The following is a 22,678-nucleotide window of genomic DNA, read 5'->3' as shown; positions in this document are numbered from 1 at the left end:
TGCAATGTGCAAGATCATTTCAGGGCTATTGAAAGCCCACACTGTACCTGTACTCAGGTCAGTGCTGGGTAATTTACTCTAGAAAATCGAACATCGAACATCTCCAATCTAAAAAATCTAAAATCTAAAATCTAAAATCTAAAATTTCCAGGGTTTGACCGGGTTCGGGTTCGAGGAGTTGGGTGGAGAGTCCGGATTTTGCTAGTAAATCGCAAAATTCGGGGATGCTGCCGACCGATCGCACTAACATTGGTAAAATGCCTGTGGTTCGGATGTCTCCCGCCGCTGTAGGCACGAAAAACCGAGGTTTCAGTGTTTGGGCGAGGCTGAGGGCTTGTTTTGGGCCCATGATGACTTGTCCGAGGAAGGGGAAGATTTGACCGATGACTGGGGCGATGGCTACGTCTACTGTGTCTATTTTCTGTTTGACTTTTTCTAATGGTGGCAGGTGCGGTTCGTAATAAAGTGTCTCGCCGCTGCTTAAATCTTTGAGCAAGTAGCCGTTTTCTTCCTGTCCGGGCTGGATTTCGGCTCCGGGTACGGCGGTAATTTGTAACTTTTCTTTAAAATTTAAATCTTGCCAATTTGCTAAAGATGTGATATTGGTGTAGCCTAAACTGCTGAGGACTTTGGCGGCGGTGGGTGAGGCGATCGCGGGAATTGTGCGATCGAGCTGTTCGAGTGTTGGTCTGTGACAGTGGTCGTCTAATCCTTGGGAAATCAGGATGAGGTCGATCGGCGGTAAGGTGCTGGGAGTGAAGGCGACGGGGGTGTTGTGGTAGGCGGTGAACAGCCAGGGTTGACCGTAAAATACAAGGGGATCGACCAGCCAGGGATCGACGAGGATGGTTTGGCCACAGATGTGGAAGATCCAAGAGTTGAGGTCGATTCGGGTGAGTTTCACTGTTGTTTGCAATAATTCTTTACATGTGTTTTAATCATAGCTAATTTGGTTGGGGAATTTTTAACCGCAGATGAGGGCGGATGAGCGCTGATGAACGCGGATAAGATGGGATTTGTTTGGTTCAAGTTGGTGTTGATCTGCGGTTGAAATAAGATATTGCAATAATTCTTTACATTTGTTTTAATTATAGCTAATTTTGTTTGGGGAATTTTAACCGCAGATGAGGGCGGATGAGCGCTGATGAACGCGGATAAGATGGGATTTGTTTGGTTTAAGTTGGCGTTTATCTGCGGTTGAAATAAGATGATTAAATTGAAGATTCCTGTGGCTTTGACTGTGGCGGGTTCGGATAGTGGCGGCGGGGCGGGAATTCAGGCGGATTTGCGGACTTTTGCGTTTCACTGCGTGCACGGTACGAGTGCTCTGACTTGCGTGACGGCTCAAAATACTTTGGGGGTGATGCGAGTTGATGCTTTGTCTGCGGAGGCTGTGGCGGCTCAAATTCAGGCGGTGGTTGGGGATATTGGGGTGCACGCTGTGAAAACTGGGATGCTGCTGAATCGGGAAATTATGGCGGCGGTGGCTTTACAGATGGAAGCTTTGGGAATAGGGAATTTGGTTGTCGATCCGGTGATGGTTTCACGATCGGGCGATCGATTGATTGATGAGGGGGCGATCGCGTTTTTGCGGGATGTTTTGATTCCAATGGCTGCTGTCGTGACTCCGAATCGGTTTGAGGCTCAGATTTTGAGCGGTTTAGAGATTGTTTCTCTAGACGATATGCGATCGGCGGCGCAACAGATTTACCGTTTGGGCGCAAAGGCTGTTTTGGTGAAAGGCGGCGGGATGGCGGGAGATTTGCGGGGAATTGATGTTTGGTTTGACGGTACGCGGTTGGATGCGTTGAAGACTGAGACTGTTGATACTGGGAATACTCACGGGACTGGTTGTACTTTGAGTGCTGCGATCGCTGCTAATTTGGCTTTGGGTAAAGATTTGTTTACAGCGGTGACATTGGCTAAGGATTATGTGACTACTGCTCTCAAATATGCTTTGGATATTGGGGAAGGCCAAGGGCCGGTAGGTCATTTTTTCCCGCTTTTACTGAAGTAAATTGTGAACTCATCCCTTCTCTTCCCTTCTTCCTTCGCGTCCTTTGCGTCTTCGCGGTTCGTTTAATTTCTTAATTTTTCAGGCGATAAAGCGATCGCCACCAAGTCTTCGATTTTCTTAATATTCGGATCGCCGGCCAAATAACCAATCCCTCGGTGCAAGTGCAGGCGAAACTGTTTCGCTAGAGTTTCTTTTTCTGTGCCTAAATTGTCTTGGTGACACCGCTGCTTGAGGGCAATTATCAAGATATCGGCCATGTCGCCGCCGAAGACATCCCAGCTTAATTCGACGTTGCTGTCGCTGGGAATTGGTACTGGGGATGGGATGCTGGGTTCGGCGAGCGATCGGCAAAATCCCCACCGACACAGGATGTTCCACTGGTCAATTTTGGTCGATCGTTTCAGTTTTGATAGTTGGTCTTTGCCTGTTTGGGAGAGGCGGATGCGATCGACTGGTGGTTCCATGAGTTTAATATTTTTAACCGCAGATGAAGGCTGATTAACGCAGATTAACGCAGATGATACCATGAGATTGGATCTGCGGTTTAGAAGTTGTGGACTATTCGTTTAATTTCTACTTTGGGGTTGCCGAAATTGATTAGCAAGCAGATAGTTATTTTTGTAGCTTTTATGACATTGAGACACTGTGCTGTTTCTCTTTCACCGAGTGATTTGATTGCTTTGAGTTCTACAAGCACGGATCTTTCCACTAACACATCTGGCACAAATTTCCCAACAATTATATCTTCGTAATGGACATAAACTGTAAACTGAGGTTCAACCAACATTCCTGTTTTCCGAAGTTCATAAACCAAAGCATTCTCATAAACTTTCTCTAAAAATCCGTAACCCAACCTATTCCCAACCTTAAAAGCACACCCAATAATTTTTTCCGTAATCTCATTAAGTTCCAATCTGCGTTCATCCGTGTTCATCTGCCCTCATCTGCGGTTCCAAAAATCCCACATCCAAAACTCTACCAAAAATCACCTTCTGCTACAATAATTTGACACCTGGTAAAATCCCATCTGCGTTCATCTGCGCTCATCTGCCATCATCTGCGGTTCATTAACAAATTTTTACACGGCGCGGGCTTGATTAAATCGGCGGTTTTTGGTATTGTATTTCTAGTAGGATTTATCCTATATAATTGGATAGTCGCAAAAATAAAATTTTCGCAACCATCCCATTATACTATATATACTACCGCAACTCCCCAGCAAAGTCAAGGGGGTTGCGGCTATTTTTTAGGGCGAATTTTTATTCCCAGAAGTAACCTTTTTCGACGGTGGTTTGGTGTTTGGCGGAGTCGTATTTGAGGAGGTAGCTGTGGGCGATCGCCTCTAATTCTTGGAGTTTTTCGTATTCTACTTTTCTAATTTCCGTATCGGTAGAAAGCAGGATGACTTGGTGGCTGGCCGAGGGGAAATAGCGTTCGACTAGGTTGTTTCTGTGGGAGGAGTCGAGGCGGCCCAAGGGAGTGTCGATCGCAACTGGCAATTGTCTCCCGGATACTCTAGCCAATCCCCACAAAAAGGCGATCGCCAGCAATTGTTTTTCCCCGGCTGAAAGTCGGTGTTTGGGTACCGGTTTGCCTTCTGGATCGTAAATGGAGAGGCTAAATGTTTGAGTGTCGATCGCAACTCTGTGCACGAGGTCGGTTTTGTGCAACAGGTAGCGGAAACAGTCGGTAATTTCTATTTCGAGTTTGTTGAGTTTTTTGAGGGTGAGTTTTTCTTTAAAGAGTTTCAGGGTAGCTTGGGCTTTGGCGATAGAAGCGATGACGTGTTGGCTGTTTCTGATGGTGATGTATTCGCTGCTGTAGTTTTCTAGTTCTTTTTGGTTTTTGGCTAATTCTCTCTCTAATTCATCGACGCGGCGGTTGGCTGATTCCAAGGCGGCGGCTGCGATAGCGACTGCTTTTTGGGCTTTCCTGACTTTTTCTTCTAGTTTTTCGTAGGCTTCGGGGGAAGCGGCGGCTGCGAGTTGTCTGTCTGTAAAGTCGATTTCTGCTTCGATGCTTTTGATTTCTTCTATTTGGTCGCGGGCTAGAATTTGCTGGGCTTTAATTTGGTAGCTAAGAAGGTTTTCTAGTTGCTGGATGCTGTTGTTGTCGGCGTTCATCCAGGGCGGAACGTCAGTTCCCGCTTGCTGTTCGAGTTCTTGGTTTTCTTGGCGGATGAAGTCTTGAATTTTATCTAGCTGTTGGGGATTTAAGGAGATTTCCGCGATGTAGTTGAGAAGGCGATCGCTTCTTTGTTTGATAACATTTTGGGCAATCTTTGCTTGCTGCTGGCTGGCTTCTGTTTCTGCTTGAATTTTTGCTTCGCTTAGCAAGGGCGAAATTAAGGCGAGTGGTAGGGTATTTGATGCCAATTCCATCATGGATTGACGGGTTTTGTCTGCCTGATTTCTGTAGTCGTTTAGCTTGCTGTCTAGCTGACTGCGATCGGCGGCAATTTTCCCGCCTTCATAGATAAATTTTTCTGATGCTTGTTGCTGATTTTTTTGAGCTTTCTCTAACTCGTTTTTAAAGCTGGCTTGTTCTTGCTTAGCTAAGTCTATTTCATCAGTAACTTTCTTAAAAGTTTGTTCGATTTTCTCTAAAGCAGCCAAGTCTTTTTTGCCAGCAATTTCTTTCCGCTTGCGGCCGGCTAATATTTCTAAATCGACGGCGAGGCGTTCTGCTAATTCTAAACCTAAAAGAGATTTAATCGCCCCGACGACAAACTCCGGCGGTGTTTCGAGTTCGGCGAGTTCTTTTACTTGTTCGCCGTCAAACAGAAATAGGTTGGATATTCCGACGGGTAAAAGGGTTTCGATGTATTCGTCCCAGGTGTTAGTAATTGCTTTGTCCGACCACCAATCGCTGACAATCTCGCTGTAGATGAGAATGCTTAGGTTGTCTTTGATATCTAATTTTTTCCAGTATCTAACTATTTTGAATTGAGTTAATTTGTCGTCTTGGACTTGTTCAAATGTTAGTTCGACGCGGGTATCTTCTAATGGGGGAGTGTGGCGGTTGACGGATTGATTGAGAAAGTCACTGTAGCTTAAATTGCCTCTGGTGGAACATTGGGCGCGGCCACCGTAGAGGGCGAGGCGAATGGCGTCCATGAGGGTGGTTTTGCCGCCGCCATTCATGCCGCCAAATAAAATAACTGGGCAGGGATTTCCGTCTTTTTCGGGGCGGAGATTGATGGTTTGGGTGCCTGCATAGGGGCCGAAGTTTTTAAGGACGAGTTCGAGGAATTGCATTGTAGATGTAGATGTTGTTGGTTGGTGGGGGGGCGGTTAGCAGCGGATTTTGTAGCGGATTTAACGGATGGGTAGTTGGTGGGGAGACGGTTAGCAGCGGATTTAACGGATGGGTGGTTGGTGGGGAGACGGTTAGCAGCGGATTTAACGGATGGGTGGTTGGTGGGGGGACGGTTAGCAGCGGATTTAACGGATGGGTGGTTGGTGGGGGCGATTAGCAGCGGATTTGGTAATCACCCACTAATCATCCGTTACATCCGTTACAAAATCCGTTGCTAATATTTCCCCCCCTTGCTACCAATCAATCACTTCGGTTGAATCTTCCTCCTGGTTCTGGGGTCTAATGCTGGAAGGTAAGGGGAGTTCGGCATCTGTTTCTTCATAGGTTCCTGAACTTCCTCTTGTCCAACCCCTGCCACTTGTTTTCGGCGTCCACAAGTATGGTTGAATGTGTTTCTGCCAACCTTGTACAGATTTTGGTGGGAGGATACGGTGATATTCTAATTTGCTACGTCCAAAGTTTATAAATAAACCTACTTGCGCTCCTGTAGCTGCTACGTAAGCTATTATTTGAGCTTTATCTTTATCGGTCATTGGATAATTTACGGCTTTATCCTCTACTACAATACCTTCATTCACCCAATGGTCTAGATAGAGGATTCCCATCCAAACTTCACCGTCGTAAATTTGTCTGGGATACTCCATTTCTGTTGTTAAACCGGATTCTATCATTTCTGCATCAAAGGCTCTTTGGTAATGTTTTTCTCTTAAACCTTTTTGCGTCCTCCGGTGTACTCTCATTGCACAGCCGATGATGCTGTATGTAAGTTCCTGATGGGGAATATTAGGATTAATCATGGTCGTAAAAATTTTGTAATTTCAACGATGAGGGTTGGGTAATAATCAGGTTAATTGACAGCCTATTGTATCCGATCGCTCGGCGGGGTGGCTGTCAACAAGTTTGGGTTTAACCGCAGGCTAGCGCGTGCTAATCGCTAGGTTTTTCCTCTCCTGAATTTGGCGGTGAAAATTTAATATCCGCCCAAGATAGCTGTCTGCTTTGATTGCTGTTGCTTTCGAGTTCTTCTTTAAGTTTGGCAATATCAACGGTATCGTTTTTGGCGGAACTGTTGGTTTGGGCGATCGCATCTTTGAATTGCTGAATGTTTTCCGTCGGATTTGCTTTAATATCTTCCACCGCTTTTTTTAAATTGCGTTGATAGTGGGCGTTGCCAATCGCTTCTTCCTTCGATCGCGAACTGGTTTCAAAGCATTTGTCCAAATCGGCGTAAATGCCTGTACGGCGCGGCTTCGTGTAGTATTGGCGTTCTGTATCAAGGAGTTTTGCCATCAATTCGAGGTGCATTTTGTCCTCGCTGCAAATCTCTTCGATCGCAGCCCATTCGTCGCTACCGAGGAGTTTTCTTTCGGCGGCGGGACGGGAATCTTCAAAAGGTTCGCCCGTAACTTCTTCGTAAATCCGGGGCAAAGAGTCGTCAAATTCGTGCTTTTCTTCCAGCCAAATACGGCGGATTTCGCTAAGTTCTTCTGGGGTAATTAAGGTGATATCGCGCATTTCTAAGGGTGCGGTTTTGCGGATGTGGGTTTGTGCTTCCAAGACTCGTCTCAGCCAGTGTTCTCGCCAGATTTTGGTGTACGGCCCTGGGATGGGTTCGACGGAGGTTGTGTCGTCGCCCATGTTGCGTTCAAACAGTTCTACTCTACCGTAGATGCGGCGGAAGTCTCTTTTTGGGTGATCGTCTGGAATGTCTAATTCGTTGCGAATATCGAGTAGAGGCTGCATCCATTCTTTTTCTTCATCGTTTTGAATCATTGCCTCCATAGATTTATCTTGGCTTACCATTGTGCAAACCCAGCAGCCAAAGCGAGAATTTCCACAACTAGGGGTGGAAGTATCAACAACTAAAGGACATTCATTATCTGCTGTCGCACCTCGATACATAGTTAGCAAATCTTTATTGTTATTTCCCCACGGATTATCCCACTGCATCAAGTAAAGCCACACTTCATCTGTTCGCCAGTCTTCAATGGGAAGGTAAATATAAGAGTTAGGGCGAGTGGGATTAGCATTAAGGCGTTCGCTTACTCGCCACTCCCTATGTTTAGCCATATTTGCGGCGCGTTTAGCACTTTCAGCCTTGCGAGTACCTAGAACAAGAATTGCCTCGCCGCTAGTTCTAATTATTTCACGAATAAAAGAACCTGTTGGTTGTATTTTTAATCGTTCCGTACACCATCTAAATCGATTTCTAGGTGCTGGGTATCCTTTACCTATTAAGCAGGCCCAAAAGGTATCTTGAACGGCTGGATAAGTTAAATGAGTTTCTATTGGCATTTTCTGTTCTTGGGCTGCAACTTTCATCCGTTTTAGAGAATTATGTACTCCAGCAGCTACTATAGGGTTTTCTACCAGTGTATCATTTGTTAAAACATGAATTTTTTTGTGGCGTTTCTCAATTGGCAACTCTGCAATCGCATACCAGACAAGCTGTAGGACTGCGGAACTATCTTTGCCGCCACTCCAACCGATTACAAGTGGGAGTTCATCTTGACAATAAAGCTCTTGAATTTCCTTTTTTAAAATTTCTATGTCTGCCATTAAATCGCCAATATTGCGGGGCGGAAATAGTGACATTTGTTGTAAATCATTCATTTTCTAGATCTCCGTTTTGATTTTAAAGTAAACACATTTTTGCGATGCCACTGAAGCGCATCTTTTCTCGGATAATATTGCTCGGAACTTGGCAAAAGAATAAGTTCGCCGTGAAACTCTTTCATTAATCTAGGGTGTGGTGAGTCCTCTTGTAAATCACTAGCAACTATAATTTGATAACGATCGTCAACAGCAAACCATCCGCGATCGAATGCCCAATGATGATTTTTACACAATGAGAGTCCATTATCTACTCTATTATCATAAAACTCTGAGAAGGGCTTGATATGTGCACCATCTACAATACTTTGACTAAGTGAACGAGTGACTTTTAATCGACAAAAAGCACATCGGTAATCATACAAATGCACGACCGATTTACGGAAAAAAGCCTCTCTAAACAGAGATTTTTTTAAATACATCTTTGGTAGTCCATCTGTATTAACAGATTCACTACTATCTAATTCATCCCAGGTAGAATCTTGGAGAGACTCGTTAATTGTTAAAACATCTTCTATCTGTTTTCTGTTAGATGAAAACCAGCTAGAGATCAATATATCTATTAATTCTTGGCGGGCATTAGTATCTTGCAATAAATTAAATAGTTCATCGTCAAGTTTGGCACTATCAACATCTCTTTTTAAGGTGTTGATTGTTTGAGCACGCCCTCCTTCGTATTGTTCGCTAAATTTAACGTACCAAAATTTAGGTTCCCTGTTTTTTAAGTGAAAAAATGGAATAGCAAAATTAACACCCTTGAAGGAATCAGAAGTCAACACACACCAGTATTTTTTGAAGGTGTTAATTAATTCATCGGAAATGGTAATGTTGTTCTCCTTAAGCAAACCTTGTGTAATTAACTCAATTACAGACAGTAGCATTATTGGCTGATTTAGAGCATCGCCTCCTTGTTTATTCTTGCCTACATTGATCTGAGAAAAACAATTGCGATAGTATGCTAAATTCTTATTTTCGGACTCTTCTCCTGTAGTCATTTCCTCCTCCCGCTATGATTAAATACAATCCCAGCTAAAATTTTACACTCTTTTCAACAAAAAGTTAAGCACCGCAAAGCACAACCTTAATGCAGAAACTAGACAATTTAAGCAGTGTCATCAGACTTAAAAGTAATTTTCTAGCGTAAACTGGTGATAATTATATCACTGTCCGCGTGCATCTGCGGTTCTCAAATCCATCCCTCCCCCAAACCAAATATGTCCTACAGCGACTTCAAAACCATCGACCAAGCCGTCTCAACCCTGGATCTAACTGTTGAAGACATTCCCCACTTATTCAGCCAAATTCCCCCCCTCGCACCTTCAGAACGTCTCACACAAACTCTAGACGAAGCTTTAGACTTAGCCTCAAGTATCAGTACGGAAAAAGCTCGATCAGAATTAATCATCACTCCCATTCTACTCGAAATACGGCGCACTTTTAATAACAAAATTGGCTACTTTTCCGGCAACACATTTAACGTAGAAGAGAGCAAAGGATTAACCGGGGCTTGTGACTTTCTCCTCAGCGCATCGAGCAATCAATCATTGGTGACTGCCCCAGTTTTGACATTGGTGGAAGCAAAAGACAACGATATTAGAATAGGATTGGGACAGTGTGCGGCTCAGATGGCAGCCGCTCAAATATTTAATGCGCGCAAAGGGCAAGAACAATCCGCAATTTATGGAGCAGTTTCAACTGGTACAAACTGGAAATTCCTAATTTTAGAAAATCAGTTGTTAAAAATTGATTTGACTGAATATTTTATTACTCAGCTAGACCAAATCTTGGGCATTCTTGCAGAACCATTCAGACGCTATTTTAATTAGCCTAGTTTTTGACGGCATTTTGGCGCTGCAATTACAAACGCAGGTGGCACGGGCGTCCCGCCTGTGCTGTATCTGCGGTTTCCAAACCCAACCGCTTTTTCAAATAATCAGTCATCCAACTAACACTCGCCCTCGATCGCGAAATCCCCCCTTTCAACAAAATCCCACCCTCCCAATCAGGATTAGAAATCGACCAATCAACCTGCTGCAAAAGGCTCAAACGTTCCTCCCAACTCTCAGGAAAAACCGATCGCAAAGCCGCCCCAACTTCCCCCAAACTCTCAAGCACAACACTGTGACAGTGCACGCAATCCCGGCGCATTTCCCCCGCCGCCACTTGCTTGTGCAGAACTAATTGCCAATCTGGAATAAAACTGCAAACCGCATTCCAATAACTAACCGCCAGTTGTATTTTTTGAGCAAGTTCTTCCTCTTTCTGTTCTTTTTTGGGGCGAGAAACAGAGGGTTTTGCCTGTTCGCTGCCGTGAATATTAGACAGCAAAGCCACGATCGCACGATCGATCGCACTCAGCGCAAACAATTTGTGCGATCGCCCGTTCAAACTCCCCTTCTCCATCTCAGTCAAACACCGGAAAACCTCAACCTGCTTAACAACCGCCTTCACCACAAAAGCGCGATCGTCCCGGTGGTTGTAAAGTAGACCGAGTGACGCCTCCAAAGGAACTTGAAAACCGTTCAAATCAGCAAACATCTGCTGCGATTTTTCCAACCCAACATCCAGAAACAAAATCAGCGCCACCGTCTCATATCCCAACTGCGGATTTTCCCTCAAAGCCATCTCAAAAGCCGCCCGGCGATGCTGTCCGTCATTAATAGTAAACTTAGCATCCATCGGCACTCGCAAGCGACCGATTTTCCGTTCTTCGGCCTCATTTCCCACTGCTTCAAAAGTAATATCCGCATCAATCGAAGCAGCAATAGCCCCACAAGTATAATTTGTAGGATTCTTAACAAAATAATCAGCAATTTCGGGAATCCTAGCTTTGTTAAGCGCGCGTTTCGCCCGCATAGACGGCGGCAAATCTTCAGATTCAAAGGGAAACAATTTCGGCAAAAAACGCACCGGACACATCGACACATAATATTCGCGGCCCGCTTGAATTCCCCGGATCACCGGCAAAATGTATTCAAAAGAAGGAGTAGACATATTTTTTTGTGAAACCGCAGATACACGCCAACTTTCCGCAGATGAATAACTCTTATCTGCGTCTATCTGCGTTCATCTGCGGTTTAAATAAATAAATCTTTGACATCGTGCAGTAAATATGGTATGCAGTCGGGGACTGTTCTCCGATAACTCAAGTATTTCACAAAAATTTTTAAAAAACAAGAGTTGACATAAAGTTTAACTCATGATATTTTTGAAAAATAGCCTAATTATATAAAAACCGCCGATGAACACCAACCCAGCGGATGACCTCGCTAGCAAAATTTTAGAAAAAGAAAATAGCGACAGACAGGAAATCGCACTTTTATTAGATAATTATTTAGGAAAGGACGATCGCATTTTCGTACAAAAAACCCAGATGGGAAACAGCGAAGCATACATCGGTTCAGTCACCCTAGAATGGTTAGACTCTCGCGTCCGTTTCGCCTCCCAAATGCCGCTTTTCCGCCAAAAATTCGACCTCCAAACCAACAACATCGTCCGGGACGACGAAACCATTGACGAAATTATCCAGCGTCCCTTAGATTGGTCGCGCCAAGCAGCCCTCACTCAATACTTAGCAGCCAGAAAATCGCACAAATTCCCCGCAGTTTTAGTAGTCGTCAGTCCCCCGTGGGTAGACAATCCTCTAGCCGAGGAATGGGATAAAAATGGCGTAGCAACTAAATCGGCTGCTGAATTTACATCCTTTGATAAAAACGAGAACTTAGGGCTTTTGGATGTGTCTCAAAAAGTCTCCATTTTTGCCTTAGACGGCCAGCATCGGCTGATGGGAGTTCAAGGTTTAATGAGTTTAATTAAAACCGGAATCCTGCAAAGATACAACAAAAATAAAAAACCTGTCGGCGCTGCAATTACTCTGGAAGATTTAGCAGAAGAGTATCAAATTGACCCCGAAAAAGTGTATAAATTAGCTCACGAAAAAATCGGGATTGAGTTTATCCCGGCGGCGGTAGCGGGGGAAACGCGACAGCAAGCACAACGGCGCGTGCGATCGATCTTTGTGCACGTTAACCTAATGGCGGTAACGCTGAGTCAGGGACAGCTAGCATTATTGAACGAGGACAACGGATTTGCGATCGCGGCCCGAAAAATTGCCGTCACCCATCCCTTATTAAAAGAACAAGATGACAGAAATCCCCGCGTCAATTGGGACAGCGCCACAGTCGCAGCAAAATCAACAGTCTTAACCACATTGCAAGCGCTGCAAGATATGTCCGAACGGTATTTAGAATACAAATTCCCCCATTGGAAGCCGGAACGAAAAGGTTTAATTCCCATGCGTCCCGAAGATGAAGAACTAAAAGAGGGAATTGAAGAGTTTAAAAAATTGTTCGATCATTTAGCAACTTTACCCAGCTATCAAAGAATTGAAAGCGGCGAAGAAACGACTGAATTGCGCCGATTTAGTTTTGAAAAGCCAGCGGGCGAGGGAAATCTTTTGTTCCGTCCAGTCGGTCAAATTGCTTTAGCTAATGCTTTGGGAATTCTAGTATTTAGGAAGAAACTTTCCCTGAAATCTATTTTCGACAAACTCCGCAGATTCGATGTCGATGAAGGATTTAGCCACATGGACAATCCTGAGTCTGCGTGGTACGGGATTTTGTACGATCCGAACAAAAAGCGAATGCTAGTTTCTGGAAAGGATTTAGCGACGAAGTTAATTGTATATTTGGTGGGGGGAATTCAGGACGATATGGAGCGAGCTCATTTGCGGCAAGCGGTGGCGGAAGCGAGGACTTTTGAGGATAAAGCTGTTAGTTTTAACGGCCGATTTGTGCAGCCGCAAGAGGTAGGATTGCCGCCGGTGCTGAGTTGATTTGGTCACCGCTTCGGAACTACAGGCGGGACGCCCGTGCCACGATGCAGGCAGATGTTTTTTCACGATCGCCCTGCATCTGCGGTTTGTAAATCGCTGAGGCAGCGAGCGTATTTTCTAATGAATGTTTCAATTGATGTGGGGCGATCGCTAAAATTTTCGCACAGAACATCAAAACCGCCGTGAGCGTATTGATTCATTATCTTAATGCCTTCATTAGACAAATCGGAAGGCGAGTTAGGATCGACTAACTCTGCGACTCTGCGGTAAACAGCATCTCGCTCATCTAAATCTATTCCTAAATAAGCTAGATCGGCATGAATTAAAAGCCCAACTAACCGCCGCCCGCGATCGCGGAAGTCACCCGGAAAGTTTTCTACTAAAGAATCTACTTCTTCAGCAGTAATTTGAGTGTTCCTGCGGGACGCAGCGAAACCGGCCATCAAACAAAGATAGTATAAGTCAAACAAAATCGAATAATTGGCATATATATCTTTAAACCATTTGCGAGCATCTTTACGCAATTGAAAGTCCATTTTTACAACTCCTCATCGAGATCGAACCGTTCAAAAAAGTCATTTCCGTTCACAATTACCCCATCAACAGTTTCTTTGATGCGATCGCGCGGTACATTCTGCAAAAGGGCATTCATTCTAGAGGTTTTCCGAAAAATGGTGAGATACTGCACTTGCTGGTTGGCCGCCCGAGCCAAAACATTAACAAAACTTTGCCGTTCGCTGGAGATAGTAAAGGCGACAAACTGATCGCACAAAGAGGGAATGAGGCGCGCTACTTCGGGACGGACTTTGAGATCCAGGGAACCGGCCGGACTATCAACAATAAAGGGCAATTGGTGCTCGCTGCGGTTAAAAAGAGTCGCTAGAAAAGCATAGCTAACAGATAAGGTTTGACCGACACTCGCACCGCCTTGTCCCCGCAGTTGCAGGGAGTCTTGAATGTCTTCTAAAAAAACTGGATCTCTCGATAGCAATTGCGCGATGCGCTGGTTCGTTTCTTCAAGAATAAACTTTCGCAGGTATTCTCTTGCTTGCTGGTGCGCTTCGGCAAGAATGCGCTTAGCAATTTCTGTTTTGGATTTGAGGTTTAAGGTTTCGGTGGCTTCAGCGACTTCATATTCTGCTTTTTCAATGAGTTTATCTAATTCCTTGAGAGAGTCTGTATCTTCGCTAGGTTTCGTGTGGGGCGATCGCTCAATTTCTGTCAAACGTTCCGTACAAGTGCGAAGTTGTTCTTTGAGCTTTTCGAGATATTGCTTTTTCTCCTCTAGTTCCGAGTCGCCTTGTGCAAAACGTGTTTGTTCGATCGCGCTCATTCTTGTTTTGAGGTAGTCTCGATCGGCAATTTGGTATCCTAAGTTTGCTAACTGTTCCTGAAGTTCTTGATAGGGAACTTCGGGTTCGTCGCTGCAATGAATGGCAATATCTGATTTAATGCTATTTAAAACCCCAACTTCATCGTCAGCTAAATAGTTTTTCGCGCGATCGCGCACGGCCTCGCGACTCACCTCATTCATTCTGCGGCCGCACACGCATTCTTCAGCTTGCGCTAACTCCTCAAAAAACTCTTTTGAAGTCGAAGTTGGTAATTTCAGCCGATCTAAATTCGCTTTTAAGTCCTTGAGGGCTTCTCCAAACTTAGGAAGCAGTCTTTCGGGGCTTCGCATCTTATCGATCGCCTTTGCAACCTCTATAGCAATAATTTTCTCTTTATTCTCTAAATCTACTTTGATTTTTTGCAACTGAGAGCCGATATTTTTATCCTTGCTGAAGGCAGTTTCATAGTCTGTTTCTGCTGACTGTATTTCTAAGTTAAGCCGCGATTTGTGAAGCTGAACTTTTTCTTGTTCGAGCTTAATTCTTTTTCGCTTTTCTTGCAATCCTTTTAGTCTATTTCGGCGGCGACTCAAACCTTGAGTAGATTTGGCTGTAGCTGATTCCGCGTGTTTTTCCCAATTTTCCTGAAACGCCTTAGCCACTTCCTCCAACAAAGATAGTTGGAAGAGCGAATCAATGGCACTGCGCGCCCGTGTCTGTTTGGAATCTAGTAAATTACTAGCTAGTTCGCCGTCAAAAACAAACAGGTTAACAAATTCTGGATTGAGAAATTTCATCAGCATTGGAGGCGGAAAAAACCCCTCCCTAATTCCAGTTCCGTAGCTGGTTCTGTATTCAACTTTACCGCGATCGAAATTGAGATTCAGCTCAAACGTCAGCGGGTTGTTATTCACAGCTATTTTGACCACAAACTGACCGGATTTTGCCGCGCCGCTGCTGCGTCGAAGCGCGCGGATTATTTCGGAATTCCACTCTTTTGCCGACCCGGATAGTGCAGCACGCAGCATCGTTAATGTAGTTGTTTTACCAGTACCGTTAGGCATCTGCACTAATGTTACTGGATAGGGTAAAAGATGATTGTCGGGAAGGCAAAGATTCACCTCATGGTCGGGGCATCTTAAACCCGAAGCCGACCATCCTAAAAGCGTAAATTGTCGGCTCATTCTAATTCCTCCTCTTCATCTTGACCGCCGTCTACTTTAATGGCATCTAATATTGTTGCCAGGCAAGCTTTAATGTCATCTGGATTTGACAAAGTAGCACTTCCTTCTGATAGATGCGCCAGCCATAGCATCATTCTCTCAGCCACTTTGGGCGGTTGATTGTGGTTGTTAACCGCTTCATAAACAGCCTCGTAAATTTTTTTGTCTATTGCCATCGTTAATCTGCCTCGGCTCTAATTTTAGATAAACTGGTTAGCCACTGTTTGCGCAATTGGTCAGTATTTAACTCCTCTGTATCTTCATCCTGAACTCGCACAAAGTCAACAACTATAGCTCGTTTATTGGGGTTAGTTGGATCGCGCCGCAAACAGCGCCCCATTCTCTGAACTGTTTCTAATTTAGACCGCGCTGATGAAAATAAAACCACTGAACGGAGAGACTGAATATCAATTCCTTGAGAAAGGCGATGGCAGGTTACTAAACAAGAAATTTTACCTTGAGCGAAATCAACCAAGTTTTTAGTGTCATCTTCAGCATAATAGGTATGATAATCGTATCGGTAACGGTGAATGAGAGACAAGACTAATTCGCCGTATTGGCGGTCTTCTACAAACACAATACATCTGTCTAAAATTTCTGGACGATCCAAGAGAAACCTTTCAAAATAAGGCACTTTGGAGCGAGAAGTTTTGTAAACTCTTGCTAAAGCAGTCCAAAACTCCTCATTAGACATGGGTTTACCTTCAGATTTTCGACCTGCTTTTCTGCTGTAGACATTCTTGATGCGCTGTCGGTCTTCTTCCGATAATTCATACTCAATTGGATAGTAATCAAATTCACATAAAACTCCGAGCCGAATCGCATCCTCTAAAGTAAACTGATAAATGACAGCACCGACATTTTTTTCAATAAATTCTGTTCCTTCGCGATCGTATTCTCGCTCTGGAGTTGCACTGAGGCCGAGTCGATAAGCAATCCCGTCAGATAGTCCGTCTAAGTCTTCAATATTGGCGGGACTTCCCAAGCCGTGAACTTCATCGTGAATTATGAGCAACCGTTTTCTGGTGGGGTTGTTGAGCGATCGCAGCACGTTGCGCAGTGCGTTGCGCGACACTACCAACACGCTATTTTTGGGGTCTAGATCGTACTCATCTTTTTGGCAATAATCCCCATAATGCTGAAGGACGCGAAACTGGGGGTTTAAATTGCTAGCAACGCTGTACAACTGTTTAACCCATTGGTTGAGTAAATCGGTTCCAATTGTAGTAATTATGGCAGATTCAATGGCTTGTGCTGTAGTTAATTCCTGCAAAATATTCAAAGCAGTGCGCGTTTTTCCGGTTCCTGTTGCCATTTCCAGAATGCCGCAGCGATGCTGCAAGAAAGCTTGAACGGCTTGTGTTTGATGTCCCCACAAATCACTTCTTTTTGAGGAGTTCACTTGGTAATTTGTCTTATCTTCAGAAGCCGAAAATTTAGGTTTGTATGGCAATCCGGGTTCCAGTGCAGGAGGTCGATCGGGACACAGACGCAACAGCGATCGCGCCGCCGCTTCGGGAAACTCGATTACTTCCACATTCGGCGTCTCGTTTTTCCACAATTTATGAAAATTTTCGGCTTTTTTTAAGGCCCGTTCTCTAACTCCCGGATGCCAAGAACAAAAGACATCAATACATTCAAAATTATCAATTAAAGCAGTTGAGCTTTCGTTAGCCGAGCCCGTGAAAGCAACGATATTGTTTTCGGTATCGGCAAATATCCCTAATTTTTCGTGATAAATTCCCTGGCGGCGAATCTCTTTAGTAACAGCTAGTTTAATTTCGAGGATGTTTTGACTCAATAACCAAGCCAAACAAGCCCAGCGATCTCGAACAATTCCCTCAAATTCTTTATCTAATTCTCGCAGAACAGCACTGACAATAACTTCTTCTTTTTGTCGCATTCCTTGCACGATCGCCTCCGCATCTTCTGGGGACAAATGTGGAGAAGCCACGAGCTGCATCTTGCCGCCAACTCGAATCAATGCTGTCAGTCCTTTTGCGGCGGCTGCCATCGAAGTGCTGGAGAAAAAACCAACGGCTCGCTTGTAAACTGTAGCCTTTTCCAAACAAGGAATGTAAAATTCTTGGATTAGATCGCAGCGATCGCTCCGGTACTCATCTTGAATCGCTAAATCTCTGAAGCTCAACGCCGCACCCTCCAAATCCCCGCTAATTTTTCTAGTATAGACTAATTCTCGCTATCTAGCCGCTGTCAATAAAATGAGTTCGGCTGCTACAGGCAAACGATCGGACTCGGTTGCCTCCAAAACCGAACTCGATTTAGCATCCCAATGCTTTGAATACCAAATACAATCAATCCGGAAAACGGGATAATTTAATCTCCAATTCGAGCTTTTTACCAATAACTTAAGTTCCCAACCGTGAGACCAGGTAAAACCAAACCCAAATCCCGCTTTTCGGAGAGAATCTTGCATGACTTTCAGCACCCTGTCATAGTCTTGAGTTTCGTCTGTAATATTAAAATCGCCCGCGACAATTACTGGCAGAATTTCTCGCTCAACTCGCTGCACTAAGTCTTGAATCTCAGGCGCGTGTGGGCCATATTTGTAAACGGGAATTGTGAGAAAACGCAAGATGTTATATATCTTAAACCAGGGCCCGGTAGCTTGCATATTATAAATCACTACTTCTTGTTCGTTAAATTTAATAATTGCCCGTTGCTGCGTTTCTCGATGGCCAGCTAAGTGCAGTATTTGGGTGGATACAATCGGATATTTACTGAGAATTCGTACAGGGGGAGTGCCAATTTGATAGGGGTAGTCTCCCGCAAGAGGTAGGATTGCCGCCGGTGCTGAGTTGATTTTGTCACCGCTTCGGAACTACAGGCGGGACGCCCGTGCCACGATGCAGGCAGATGTTTTTTCACGCTCGGCGATCGGCTGCACATAGCTGCGGCAATTTATTGTTTTTCTCCTACTCTAGATTTGCGATCGCACTCTGACAAAGTTAATCGAGTCAGTGGACTAGAAACTGCACTGACTCGATCGCTCCTTTCGCCCATTCAAGATATGCGATCGCACTCTAGGTTGCAAAGTTAATTTGCTCAAGGTCATGTCACCGACTGGTTGATGCCGACGATCGCACGGCGCCTCAGCTTGACTTTAGGGATGATTCGTCAAAATCAAAAATTCGGATGCTGGAAGCGGTTGGATCTCGACATAGGCAGTCCCATCTTGTCGCTGCACTGACACCGCCCGGCCCACCTGATGAGGACCCGTGTAACCCGGATTCCCTACTTCAGCGGTATTCAGAATTACCGTCATTGAACTCCCGATCGGGTTGAGATTGGCATCCACTAGCACTCTCGCTCCTCGATTATCCGTTCCATGACTGTTGAGCACACAAACCGCTTCTTCATCGTCTAAAACCCGTGACCAACCAATAATTTCTCCACTCAGTCCGCGATCGCCAAAGGGCAAATTCAAGAAGGGAATCGCGGTTGGTCGCAAATACTGTCGTCCCAAGCGCAGCACAGGGAACTTTTTGCGGAGTGCCGCCATTGCGGCAATCCGAACATAGACAGGGTGATTCGGATCGAAACAGTGAGCACCCGCTGTCCCAAACGGCCCAAAGCCGGGTAAGTTTTGATCGAAGGCTTCTAGTCCTGCTACTCCCGATTGCCGGGGATGCGAGGGGCCAAACATTGCTTCCCGCAAATAGCGATCGGATCCCTTCCAGTCGGGCAACCACTTGCGTTCAGACGGTTCTGGCCCCGCCAATGCCTGCTCGGTTCCCGCGTAAATGCAAGGAATCCCCAACGTGAACAGTTGCAATGCCACTCCGGCAATCACCTGATGGTCCGATGCGGCTTCACTGGAAAAGCGGATTTTTTCACCAAATACATGATCGTGATCGTCCAAAATTGAAACATGGCGCCGCCCGAGATTCCGGTGCGAACCCATCACCGCGTTCATTGGATCGAACCCGTTAAAGTAGGCTCTTGCAGCCATGAACCCTTTGGCAACTTGGTTAAGATTTACCCGCATCTCGCCGATATCGAGAGCCGCGTTTAGATTCTGCCCCACCACATCCAGATAACGGTCTTCGTTGAAGTCTCCGCCTGCTATTTCTCCTACCAAAAAGAAGTCGCTCTTACCCAGATTGGCCGCAAACTCCTTAATCGCCCCGCAGAAATTTCGGGCTTGCTCGTAGGTAACGTGCTTGAGCGTATCAATCCGAAAGCCATCGCAGTCTGTCAGGGCGATCCAGTATTTATAACACCGGGCTAAGTAATCTAAGAGATGGGGATAGTCCAACTGGAAATCGCGCAGCGTAATGAAATCCGAACGCCGGAATTCGGCATTGGGATCGTCGAGCTCCCCCCGCCCTAAATCGCCCTTTCCGGCACGAGTATAGCAATCTGGTTCCTGGAGTTCGATCGGCCAGACTCCTTCCGCCTCGGTTTGAGGTGGCCCCGCAATGGGTTGTCCGCGATCGCCTAGCCACGAGCCAAACTGATACCAACCAGGTGTATAGGGTGGTTCCCATTCTCCCCCAGGGGTACCAGGAGCATAAAGCCAGTTAGATCCTGAATGGTTAAAAATGATATCAAGGATAATGCGTAGCCCCTTGGAGTGCGCTTTATTGACCAGACTGACCAAATCTTGGCGAGTCCCAAAGCGAGGATCGACCTCTAGAAAATCTTGAATGCCGTAACCGTGATAGCTATCCAAGTGACCCCGCTGCTGAAAGATTGGCCCTACCCAGATCGTCGTCACGCCTAGTTGGTTGAGATAATCCAGCTTTGACTCTAATCCTTTGAGCGTCCCACCCTGCCAGCGATCGCCTCCGGATTCTGCCCACTTGTCAAATCGCCAAGACTGTCCATTCGGCAGATTAGGTCGGGCCTGATTGAGTTGCTGCCGATTAAGTAGAGGGCGTGTGTCTTCCTGACCATCGCTAAAGCGATCGGGTAAGAGAAAATAGAGGACTTCATTTCTCCAATCTGCAGAGGATGGAAAGTAACTCTCACGTCGGGGTAAAGAAAAGTCTTTTAAACTATCTGGGCGCTTCTTGGTGAGATTCTGATCCGCAAATGTCATAGGAATTACCTCAAGATTGGTGAATGGTATTGCAAAGTCGATCGGCTCAATGTCATTGAGCCTCCTGTTTGGTTCTGGCGATCGTGTTTTGTCCTCCTAAGAAGCGATCGCCCAATCTTGCGCGATAGGTTGAAGCTTTATAGTAACGTTAGTCATTAGTCATTAGTCATTAGTCAACAGTCATTAGTCAACAGTCAACCGTCAACCGTCAACAGTCAACCGTCAACCGTCAACAATGACGGACGGTGCAACCGGAATCGATATTACTAACTGTTGGCGATGTACTATAGATACCGATCGCTAGTCCTGCAATTAATGCGAATGGCACGGAGTAGCCAAGTAGCATTGGGCCTCTGACTTTAAAGTTGTTCAACATAGATAAATTTGAGCCAAAATTTGACTTCAATCAATAGCTACACTTCGGTAGGAAACGATCTATGGCGGGTGGCGCCATCGATCGCCACCTACTCAACTTCTTGATCTAAACCTCCCAGGACACCCGCACTTTGTTTCACTGCGTAGGGGGTCTTCTACAAGTAGGGGTCTCTAATACTCCTTACCCAATTCTGCACGGGTAGATTTAAAATTATACCATTATGTACTGTGGGTATTACCCCGATCGGTGGAGTGTTCCGAGAGGGTGCGATCGTTCTCAAGTTTGGTAGATGCTGTTGCTTATACCGCTTCATTTTAACAAAATTAGTTCTGCTGCTATCGGCAAATGATCGGACTCGGTTGCCTCCAAAACTGAACTCGATTTAGCACCCCAATGCTTTGAATACCAAATATAATCAATCCGGCAAACCGGATAATTTAATCTCCAATTCGACCTTTTTACCAAGAATTTAAGTTCCCAACCCTGAGGCCAGGTAAAACCAAACCCCCATCCCGATTTTCGGAAAGCATCTTGCATGACTTTCTGCACCCTGTCATAGTCTTGAGTTTCGTCTGTCATATTAAAATCGCCCGCGACAATTACTGGCAGAGTTTCTCGATCGACTCGCTGCACTAAGTCTTGAATTTCAGGCGATCGTAGGCCATATTTGTAAACTGGAATTCTGAGAAAACCCAATTTTTTAGATATTTTCAACCACGGCCCGGTGGCTTGCATATTATAAATCACTACTTCTTGTTGGTTAAATTTAATAATTGCCCGTTGCTGCGTTTCTCGATGGCCGGCTAAGTGCAGTATTTCGCTCGATACAATCGGATATTTACTGAGAATTCCTACAGGGGGAGTAGCAATTTGATAGGGGTAGTCTGCTTTTAACCAGGTGAAAGCTCTTTCGGTATGTTTCCTAACGATTTCTTGTAAAAATATAATATCTGGTTTTTGCTGGTTAATCAGTTTTAGTAAAGTAGGTGACTGAGTTTTATACCAACTGAGGTTATGTGATAAAACTTTGATGCTGGGCTGCGAATTTGTGATGTTTATTGGTTTGGGGCTAAAGTATTTAATGTGCAGCCAACTTATTAGGATAATGCAGGCGATCGCCGAAATAATAGTGAACCATCTTTTTTTGATAATTGACAATCCGATGATGGGAAGCAGGAAAGTTGGGAAGAAAATTAAGGGAATAAAAGTGGTAATTAAGGCAATAATCCACAGTCTATCCCAAAAAAATAGTTTGAGAATGAAATGGCAGATAATGAATCCTGAGTAGCTGTAAGCGAAAAATTTTGCAGATTCCTTAAGCCCTTTCTTTATTATCTCTGCTAGTAGATACTTCATTGGGAATCTATTAGAATAAGAACTTGCTTAAATCGAATTCTTCATTTGACCGATGTTGATTGTCTCTTTCAGAAATCAAAACTAACAAAAGGCGATCGGTATAATCCGCCGCACCCCGCAACTCTTCTCGCAAAATTTCCAGTCCACCATTAGCATATTCTTCAAAAATTTGCAAGCGTTCGGCTTCCAATTGTTCGTCGAGATGGGAGAGAATTTGAGGATTTTTGGTTTCGGCGATCGCAATTAATTTAATCGCCATATCGTAGCCCCTCGATACAAAAATATCAACATCTATCGCACCGGGTTCTCGTTTAGAAATTTCCCCCAAAGGCGAGCGTTTTTTCCGCTGCTTTCCCAAGGATGCGGCGAAAGCGATGACATCGGCGTAAGTGTGGAAAGGGCCAGTGTTGTTATCCGATAAAGTTAATGATTTGACTAACTCCGCTTTATCTTTAGCAATTCTAATTTTGTTAGCAGCCATTGGGATTAATATGTAATTTTTAACTGAGTAATTTGATTGATAGAGTAACCGCAGATTAGAG

Annotated in this window: 20 protein-coding genes; 4 read left to right on the top strand and 16 right to left on the bottom strand. The window is 44.9% G+C overall.

Going from position 1 to position 22,678, the window contains the following annotated elements; translation table 11 throughout:
- Positions 1-124 precede the first annotated feature (124 nt).
- Positions 125-904: an MBL fold metallo-hydrolase gene (locus QUB61_RS24400; protein ID WP_333132715.1), complete on the bottom strand. Its 780-nt coding sequence runs from the start codon at positions 902-904 to the stop codon at positions 125-127.
- 303 nt (positions 905-1,207) lie between these two features.
- Between QUB61_RS24400 and thiD the strand changes: the two genes are divergently transcribed.
- Complete coding sequence (gene thiD, locus QUB61_RS24395) at positions 1,208-2,017, top strand: bifunctional hydroxymethylpyrimidine kinase/phosphomethylpyrimidine kinase (RefSeq protein WP_333132714.1); 810 nt, start codon at positions 1,208-1,210, stop codon at positions 2,015-2,017.
- 62 nt (positions 2,018-2,079) lie between these two features.
- On the opposite strand, the gene dndE is transcribed toward thiD, so the two are convergent.
- The 3 genes from dndE to dndD all read right to left on the bottom strand — a co-directional run bounded on the left by dndE (position 2,080) and on the right by dndD (position 5,274).
- Positions 2,080-2,481, bottom strand: a complete 402-nt coding sequence (gene dndE / locus QUB61_RS24390; RefSeq protein ID WP_190660605.1) for a DNA sulfur modification protein DndE — start codon at positions 2,479-2,481, stop codon at positions 2,080-2,082.
- A gap of 80 nt (positions 2,482-2,561) precedes the next feature.
- Positions 2,562-2,951 (bottom strand): GxxExxY protein, encoded by a 390-nt coding sequence (locus QUB61_RS24385; protein WP_333132713.1) that lies wholly within the window; start codon positions 2,949-2,951, stop codon positions 2,562-2,564.
- A gap of 325 nt (positions 2,952-3,276) precedes the next feature.
- Positions 3,277-5,274 carry a DNA sulfur modification protein DndD gene (gene dndD, locus QUB61_RS24380; protein ID WP_333132712.1) on the bottom strand — a complete coding sequence of 666 codons (1,998 nt, stop codon included), beginning with the start codon at positions 5,272-5,274 and terminating at the stop codon, positions 3,277-3,279.
- An 11-nt stretch (positions 5,275-5,285) separates the two neighbouring features.
- Here dndD and QUB61_RS24375 point away from each other — a divergent pair, with 11 nt between their 5' ends.
- Positions 5,286-5,492, top strand: a complete 207-nt coding sequence (locus tag QUB61_RS24375; RefSeq protein ID WP_333132711.1) for a hypothetical protein — start codon at positions 5,286-5,288, stop codon at positions 5,490-5,492.
- Positions 5,493-5,568: 76 nt separating this feature from the next.
- Here the strand turns inward: QUB61_RS24375 and QUB61_RS24370 are convergent, their stop codons facing one another.
- The 3 genes from QUB61_RS24370 to QUB61_RS24360 form a co-directional block, all read right to left on the bottom strand.
- Entirely contained in the window at positions 5,569-6,132 is a 564-nt protein-coding gene (locus QUB61_RS24370) for a GxxExxY protein (RefSeq protein WP_333132710.1), read from the bottom strand.
- Between the two features lie 130 nt (positions 6,133-6,262).
- Entirely contained in the window at positions 6,263-7,948 is a 1,686-nt protein-coding gene (dndC, locus tag QUB61_RS24365; protein ID WP_333132709.1) for a DNA phosphorothioation system sulfurtransferase DndC, read from the bottom strand.
- Positions 7,945-8,943 carry an HNH endonuclease gene (locus QUB61_RS24360; RefSeq protein WP_333132708.1) on the bottom strand — a complete coding sequence of 333 codons (999 nt, stop codon included), beginning with the start codon at positions 8,941-8,943 and terminating at the stop codon, positions 7,945-7,947. The genes dndC and QUB61_RS24360 overlap by 4 nt, the downstream gene beginning before the upstream one ends.
- A gap of 219 nt (positions 8,944-9,162) precedes the next feature.
- On the opposite strand from QUB61_RS24360, the gene QUB61_RS24355 reads away from it, so the two are divergent.
- Positions 9,163-9,774, top strand: coding sequence for a hypothetical protein (locus tag QUB61_RS24355; RefSeq protein ID WP_333132707.1), 612 nt, complete (start codon positions 9,163-9,165; stop codon positions 9,772-9,774).
- A 31-nt stretch (positions 9,775-9,805) separates the two neighbouring features.
- Here the strand turns inward: QUB61_RS24355 and dndB are convergent, their stop codons facing one another.
- Entirely contained in the window at positions 9,806-10,942 is a 1,137-nt protein-coding gene (dndB, locus tag QUB61_RS24350) for a DNA sulfur modification protein DndB (protein ID WP_333132706.1), read from the bottom strand.
- Positions 10,943-11,189: 247 nt separating this feature from the next.
- Between dndB and QUB61_RS24345 the strand changes: the two genes are divergently transcribed.
- Positions 11,190-12,782: a DGQHR domain-containing protein gene (locus tag QUB61_RS24345; protein ID WP_333132705.1), complete on the top strand. Its 1,593-nt coding sequence runs from the start codon at positions 11,190-11,192 to the stop codon at positions 12,780-12,782.
- 62 nt (positions 12,783-12,844) lie between these two features.
- Here the strand turns inward: QUB61_RS24345 and QUB61_RS24340 are convergent, their stop codons facing one another.
- The 8 genes from QUB61_RS24340 to QUB61_RS24305 form a co-directional block, all read right to left on the bottom strand.
- Positions 12,845-13,318 carry a hypothetical protein gene (locus QUB61_RS24340; RefSeq protein WP_333132704.1) on the bottom strand — a complete coding sequence of 158 codons (474 nt, stop codon included), beginning with the start codon at positions 13,316-13,318 and terminating at the stop codon, positions 12,845-12,847.
- 2 nt (positions 13,319-13,320) lie between these two features.
- A complete protein-coding gene (locus QUB61_RS24335) occupies positions 13,321-15,300 on the bottom strand; it encodes a hypothetical protein (protein WP_333132703.1) in 1,980 nt (659 codons plus the stop codon).
- Entirely contained in the window at positions 15,297-15,515 is a 219-nt protein-coding gene (locus tag QUB61_RS24330; protein ID WP_333132702.1) for a hypothetical protein, read from the bottom strand. Before QUB61_RS24330 ends, QUB61_RS24335 begins: the two co-directional genes overlap by 4 nt.
- Positions 15,516-15,517: 2 nt before the next feature.
- Positions 15,518-17,488: a DEAD/DEAH box helicase family protein gene (locus QUB61_RS24325; protein WP_333132701.1), complete on the bottom strand. Its 1,971-nt coding sequence runs from the start codon at positions 17,486-17,488 to the stop codon at positions 15,518-15,520.
- A gap of 51 nt (positions 17,489-17,539) precedes the next feature.
- Positions 17,540-18,088: an endonuclease/exonuclease/phosphatase family protein gene (locus QUB61_RS24320; protein WP_333132716.1), complete on the bottom strand. Its 549-nt coding sequence runs from the start codon at positions 18,086-18,088 to the stop codon at positions 17,540-17,542.
- 375 nt (positions 18,089-18,463) lie between these two features.
- Complete coding sequence (locus QUB61_RS24315) at positions 18,464-20,404, bottom strand: alpha-amylase family glycosyl hydrolase (RefSeq protein ID WP_333132700.1); 1,941 nt, start codon at positions 20,402-20,404, stop codon at positions 18,464-18,466.
- Between the two features lie 685 nt (positions 20,405-21,089).
- Positions 21,090-22,136, bottom strand: coding sequence for an endonuclease/exonuclease/phosphatase family protein (locus tag QUB61_RS24310; RefSeq protein ID WP_333132699.1), 1,047 nt, complete (start codon positions 22,134-22,136; stop codon positions 21,090-21,092).
- Between the two features lie 10 nt (positions 22,137-22,146).
- Positions 22,147-22,617 (bottom strand): DNA phosphorothioation-associated protein 4, encoded by a 471-nt coding sequence (locus tag QUB61_RS24305; protein ID WP_333132698.1) that lies wholly within the window; start codon positions 22,615-22,617, stop codon positions 22,147-22,149.
- Positions 22,618-22,678 lie beyond the last annotated feature (61 nt).

The organism is Microcoleus sp. C2D2 (genome assembly GCF_036702495.1).
In the GTDB taxonomy this organism is placed as follows: Bacteria; Cyanobacteriota; Cyanobacteriia; order Cyanobacteriales; family Microcoleaceae; genus Microcoleus.
The sequence above is the reverse complement of the archived record's forward strand: the minus strand, read 5'-3'. Positions and strand labels throughout refer to the sequence as shown.

Bases quoted from the DNA above. Each gene is read 5' to 3' on its own strand.
- QUB61_RS24310 (WP_333132699.1), bottom strand. From the start codon at position 22,136: ATGAAGTATCTACTAGCAGAGATAATAAAGAAAGGGCTTAAGGAATCT.
- dndC (WP_333132709.1), bottom strand. From the start codon at position 7,948: ATGAATGATTTACAACAAATGTCACTATTTCCGCCCCGCAATATTGGC.
- QUB61_RS24385 (WP_333132713.1), bottom strand. From the start codon at position 2,951: ATGAACACGGATGAACGCAGATTGGAACTTAATGAGATTACGGAAAAA.
- QUB61_RS24360 (WP_333132708.1), bottom strand. From the start codon at position 8,943: ATGACTACAGGAGAAGAGTCCGAAAATAAGAATTTAGCATACTATCGC.
- QUB61_RS24315 (WP_333132700.1), bottom strand. From the start codon at position 20,404: ATGACATTTGCGGATCAGAATCTCACCAAGAAGCGCCCAGATAGTTTA.
- QUB61_RS24305 (WP_333132698.1), bottom strand. From the start codon at position 22,617: ATGGCTGCTAACAAAATTAGAATTGCTAAAGATAAAGCGGAGTTAGTC.
- dndE (WP_190660605.1), bottom strand. From the start codon at position 2,481: ATGGAACCACCAGTCGATCGCATCCGCCTCTCCCAAACAGGCAAAGAC.
- dndB (WP_333132706.1), bottom strand. From the start codon at position 10,942: ATGTCTACTCCTTCTTTTGAATACATTTTGCCGGTGATCCGGGGAATT.
- QUB61_RS24375 (WP_333132711.1), top strand. From the start codon at position 5,286: ATGTTGTTGGTTGGTGGGGGGGCGGTTAGCAGCGGATTTTGTAGCGGA.
- dndD (WP_333132712.1), bottom strand. From the start codon at position 5,274: ATGCAATTCCTCGAACTCGTCCTTAAAAACTTCGGCCCCTATGCAGGC.
- QUB61_RS24345 (WP_333132705.1), top strand. From the start codon at position 11,190: ATGAACACCAACCCAGCGGATGACCTCGCTAGCAAAATTTTAGAAAAA.
- QUB61_RS24370 (WP_333132710.1), bottom strand. From the start codon at position 6,132: ATGATTAATCCTAATATTCCCCATCAGGAACTTACATACAGCATCATC.
- QUB61_RS24340 (WP_333132704.1), bottom strand. From the start codon at position 13,318: ATGGACTTTCAATTGCGTAAAGATGCTCGCAAATGGTTTAAAGATATA.
- QUB61_RS24355 (WP_333132707.1), top strand. From the start codon at position 9,163: ATGTCCTACAGCGACTTCAAAACCATCGACCAAGCCGTCTCAACCCTG.
- QUB61_RS24335 (WP_333132703.1), bottom strand. From the start codon at position 15,300: ATGAGCCGACAATTTACGCTTTTAGGATGGTCGGCTTCGGGTTTAAGA.
- thiD (WP_333132714.1), top strand. From the start codon at position 1,208: ATGATTAAATTGAAGATTCCTGTGGCTTTGACTGTGGCGGGTTCGGAT.
- QUB61_RS24330 (WP_333132702.1), bottom strand. From the start codon at position 15,515: ATGGCAATAGACAAAAAAATTTACGAGGCTGTTTATGAAGCGGTTAAC.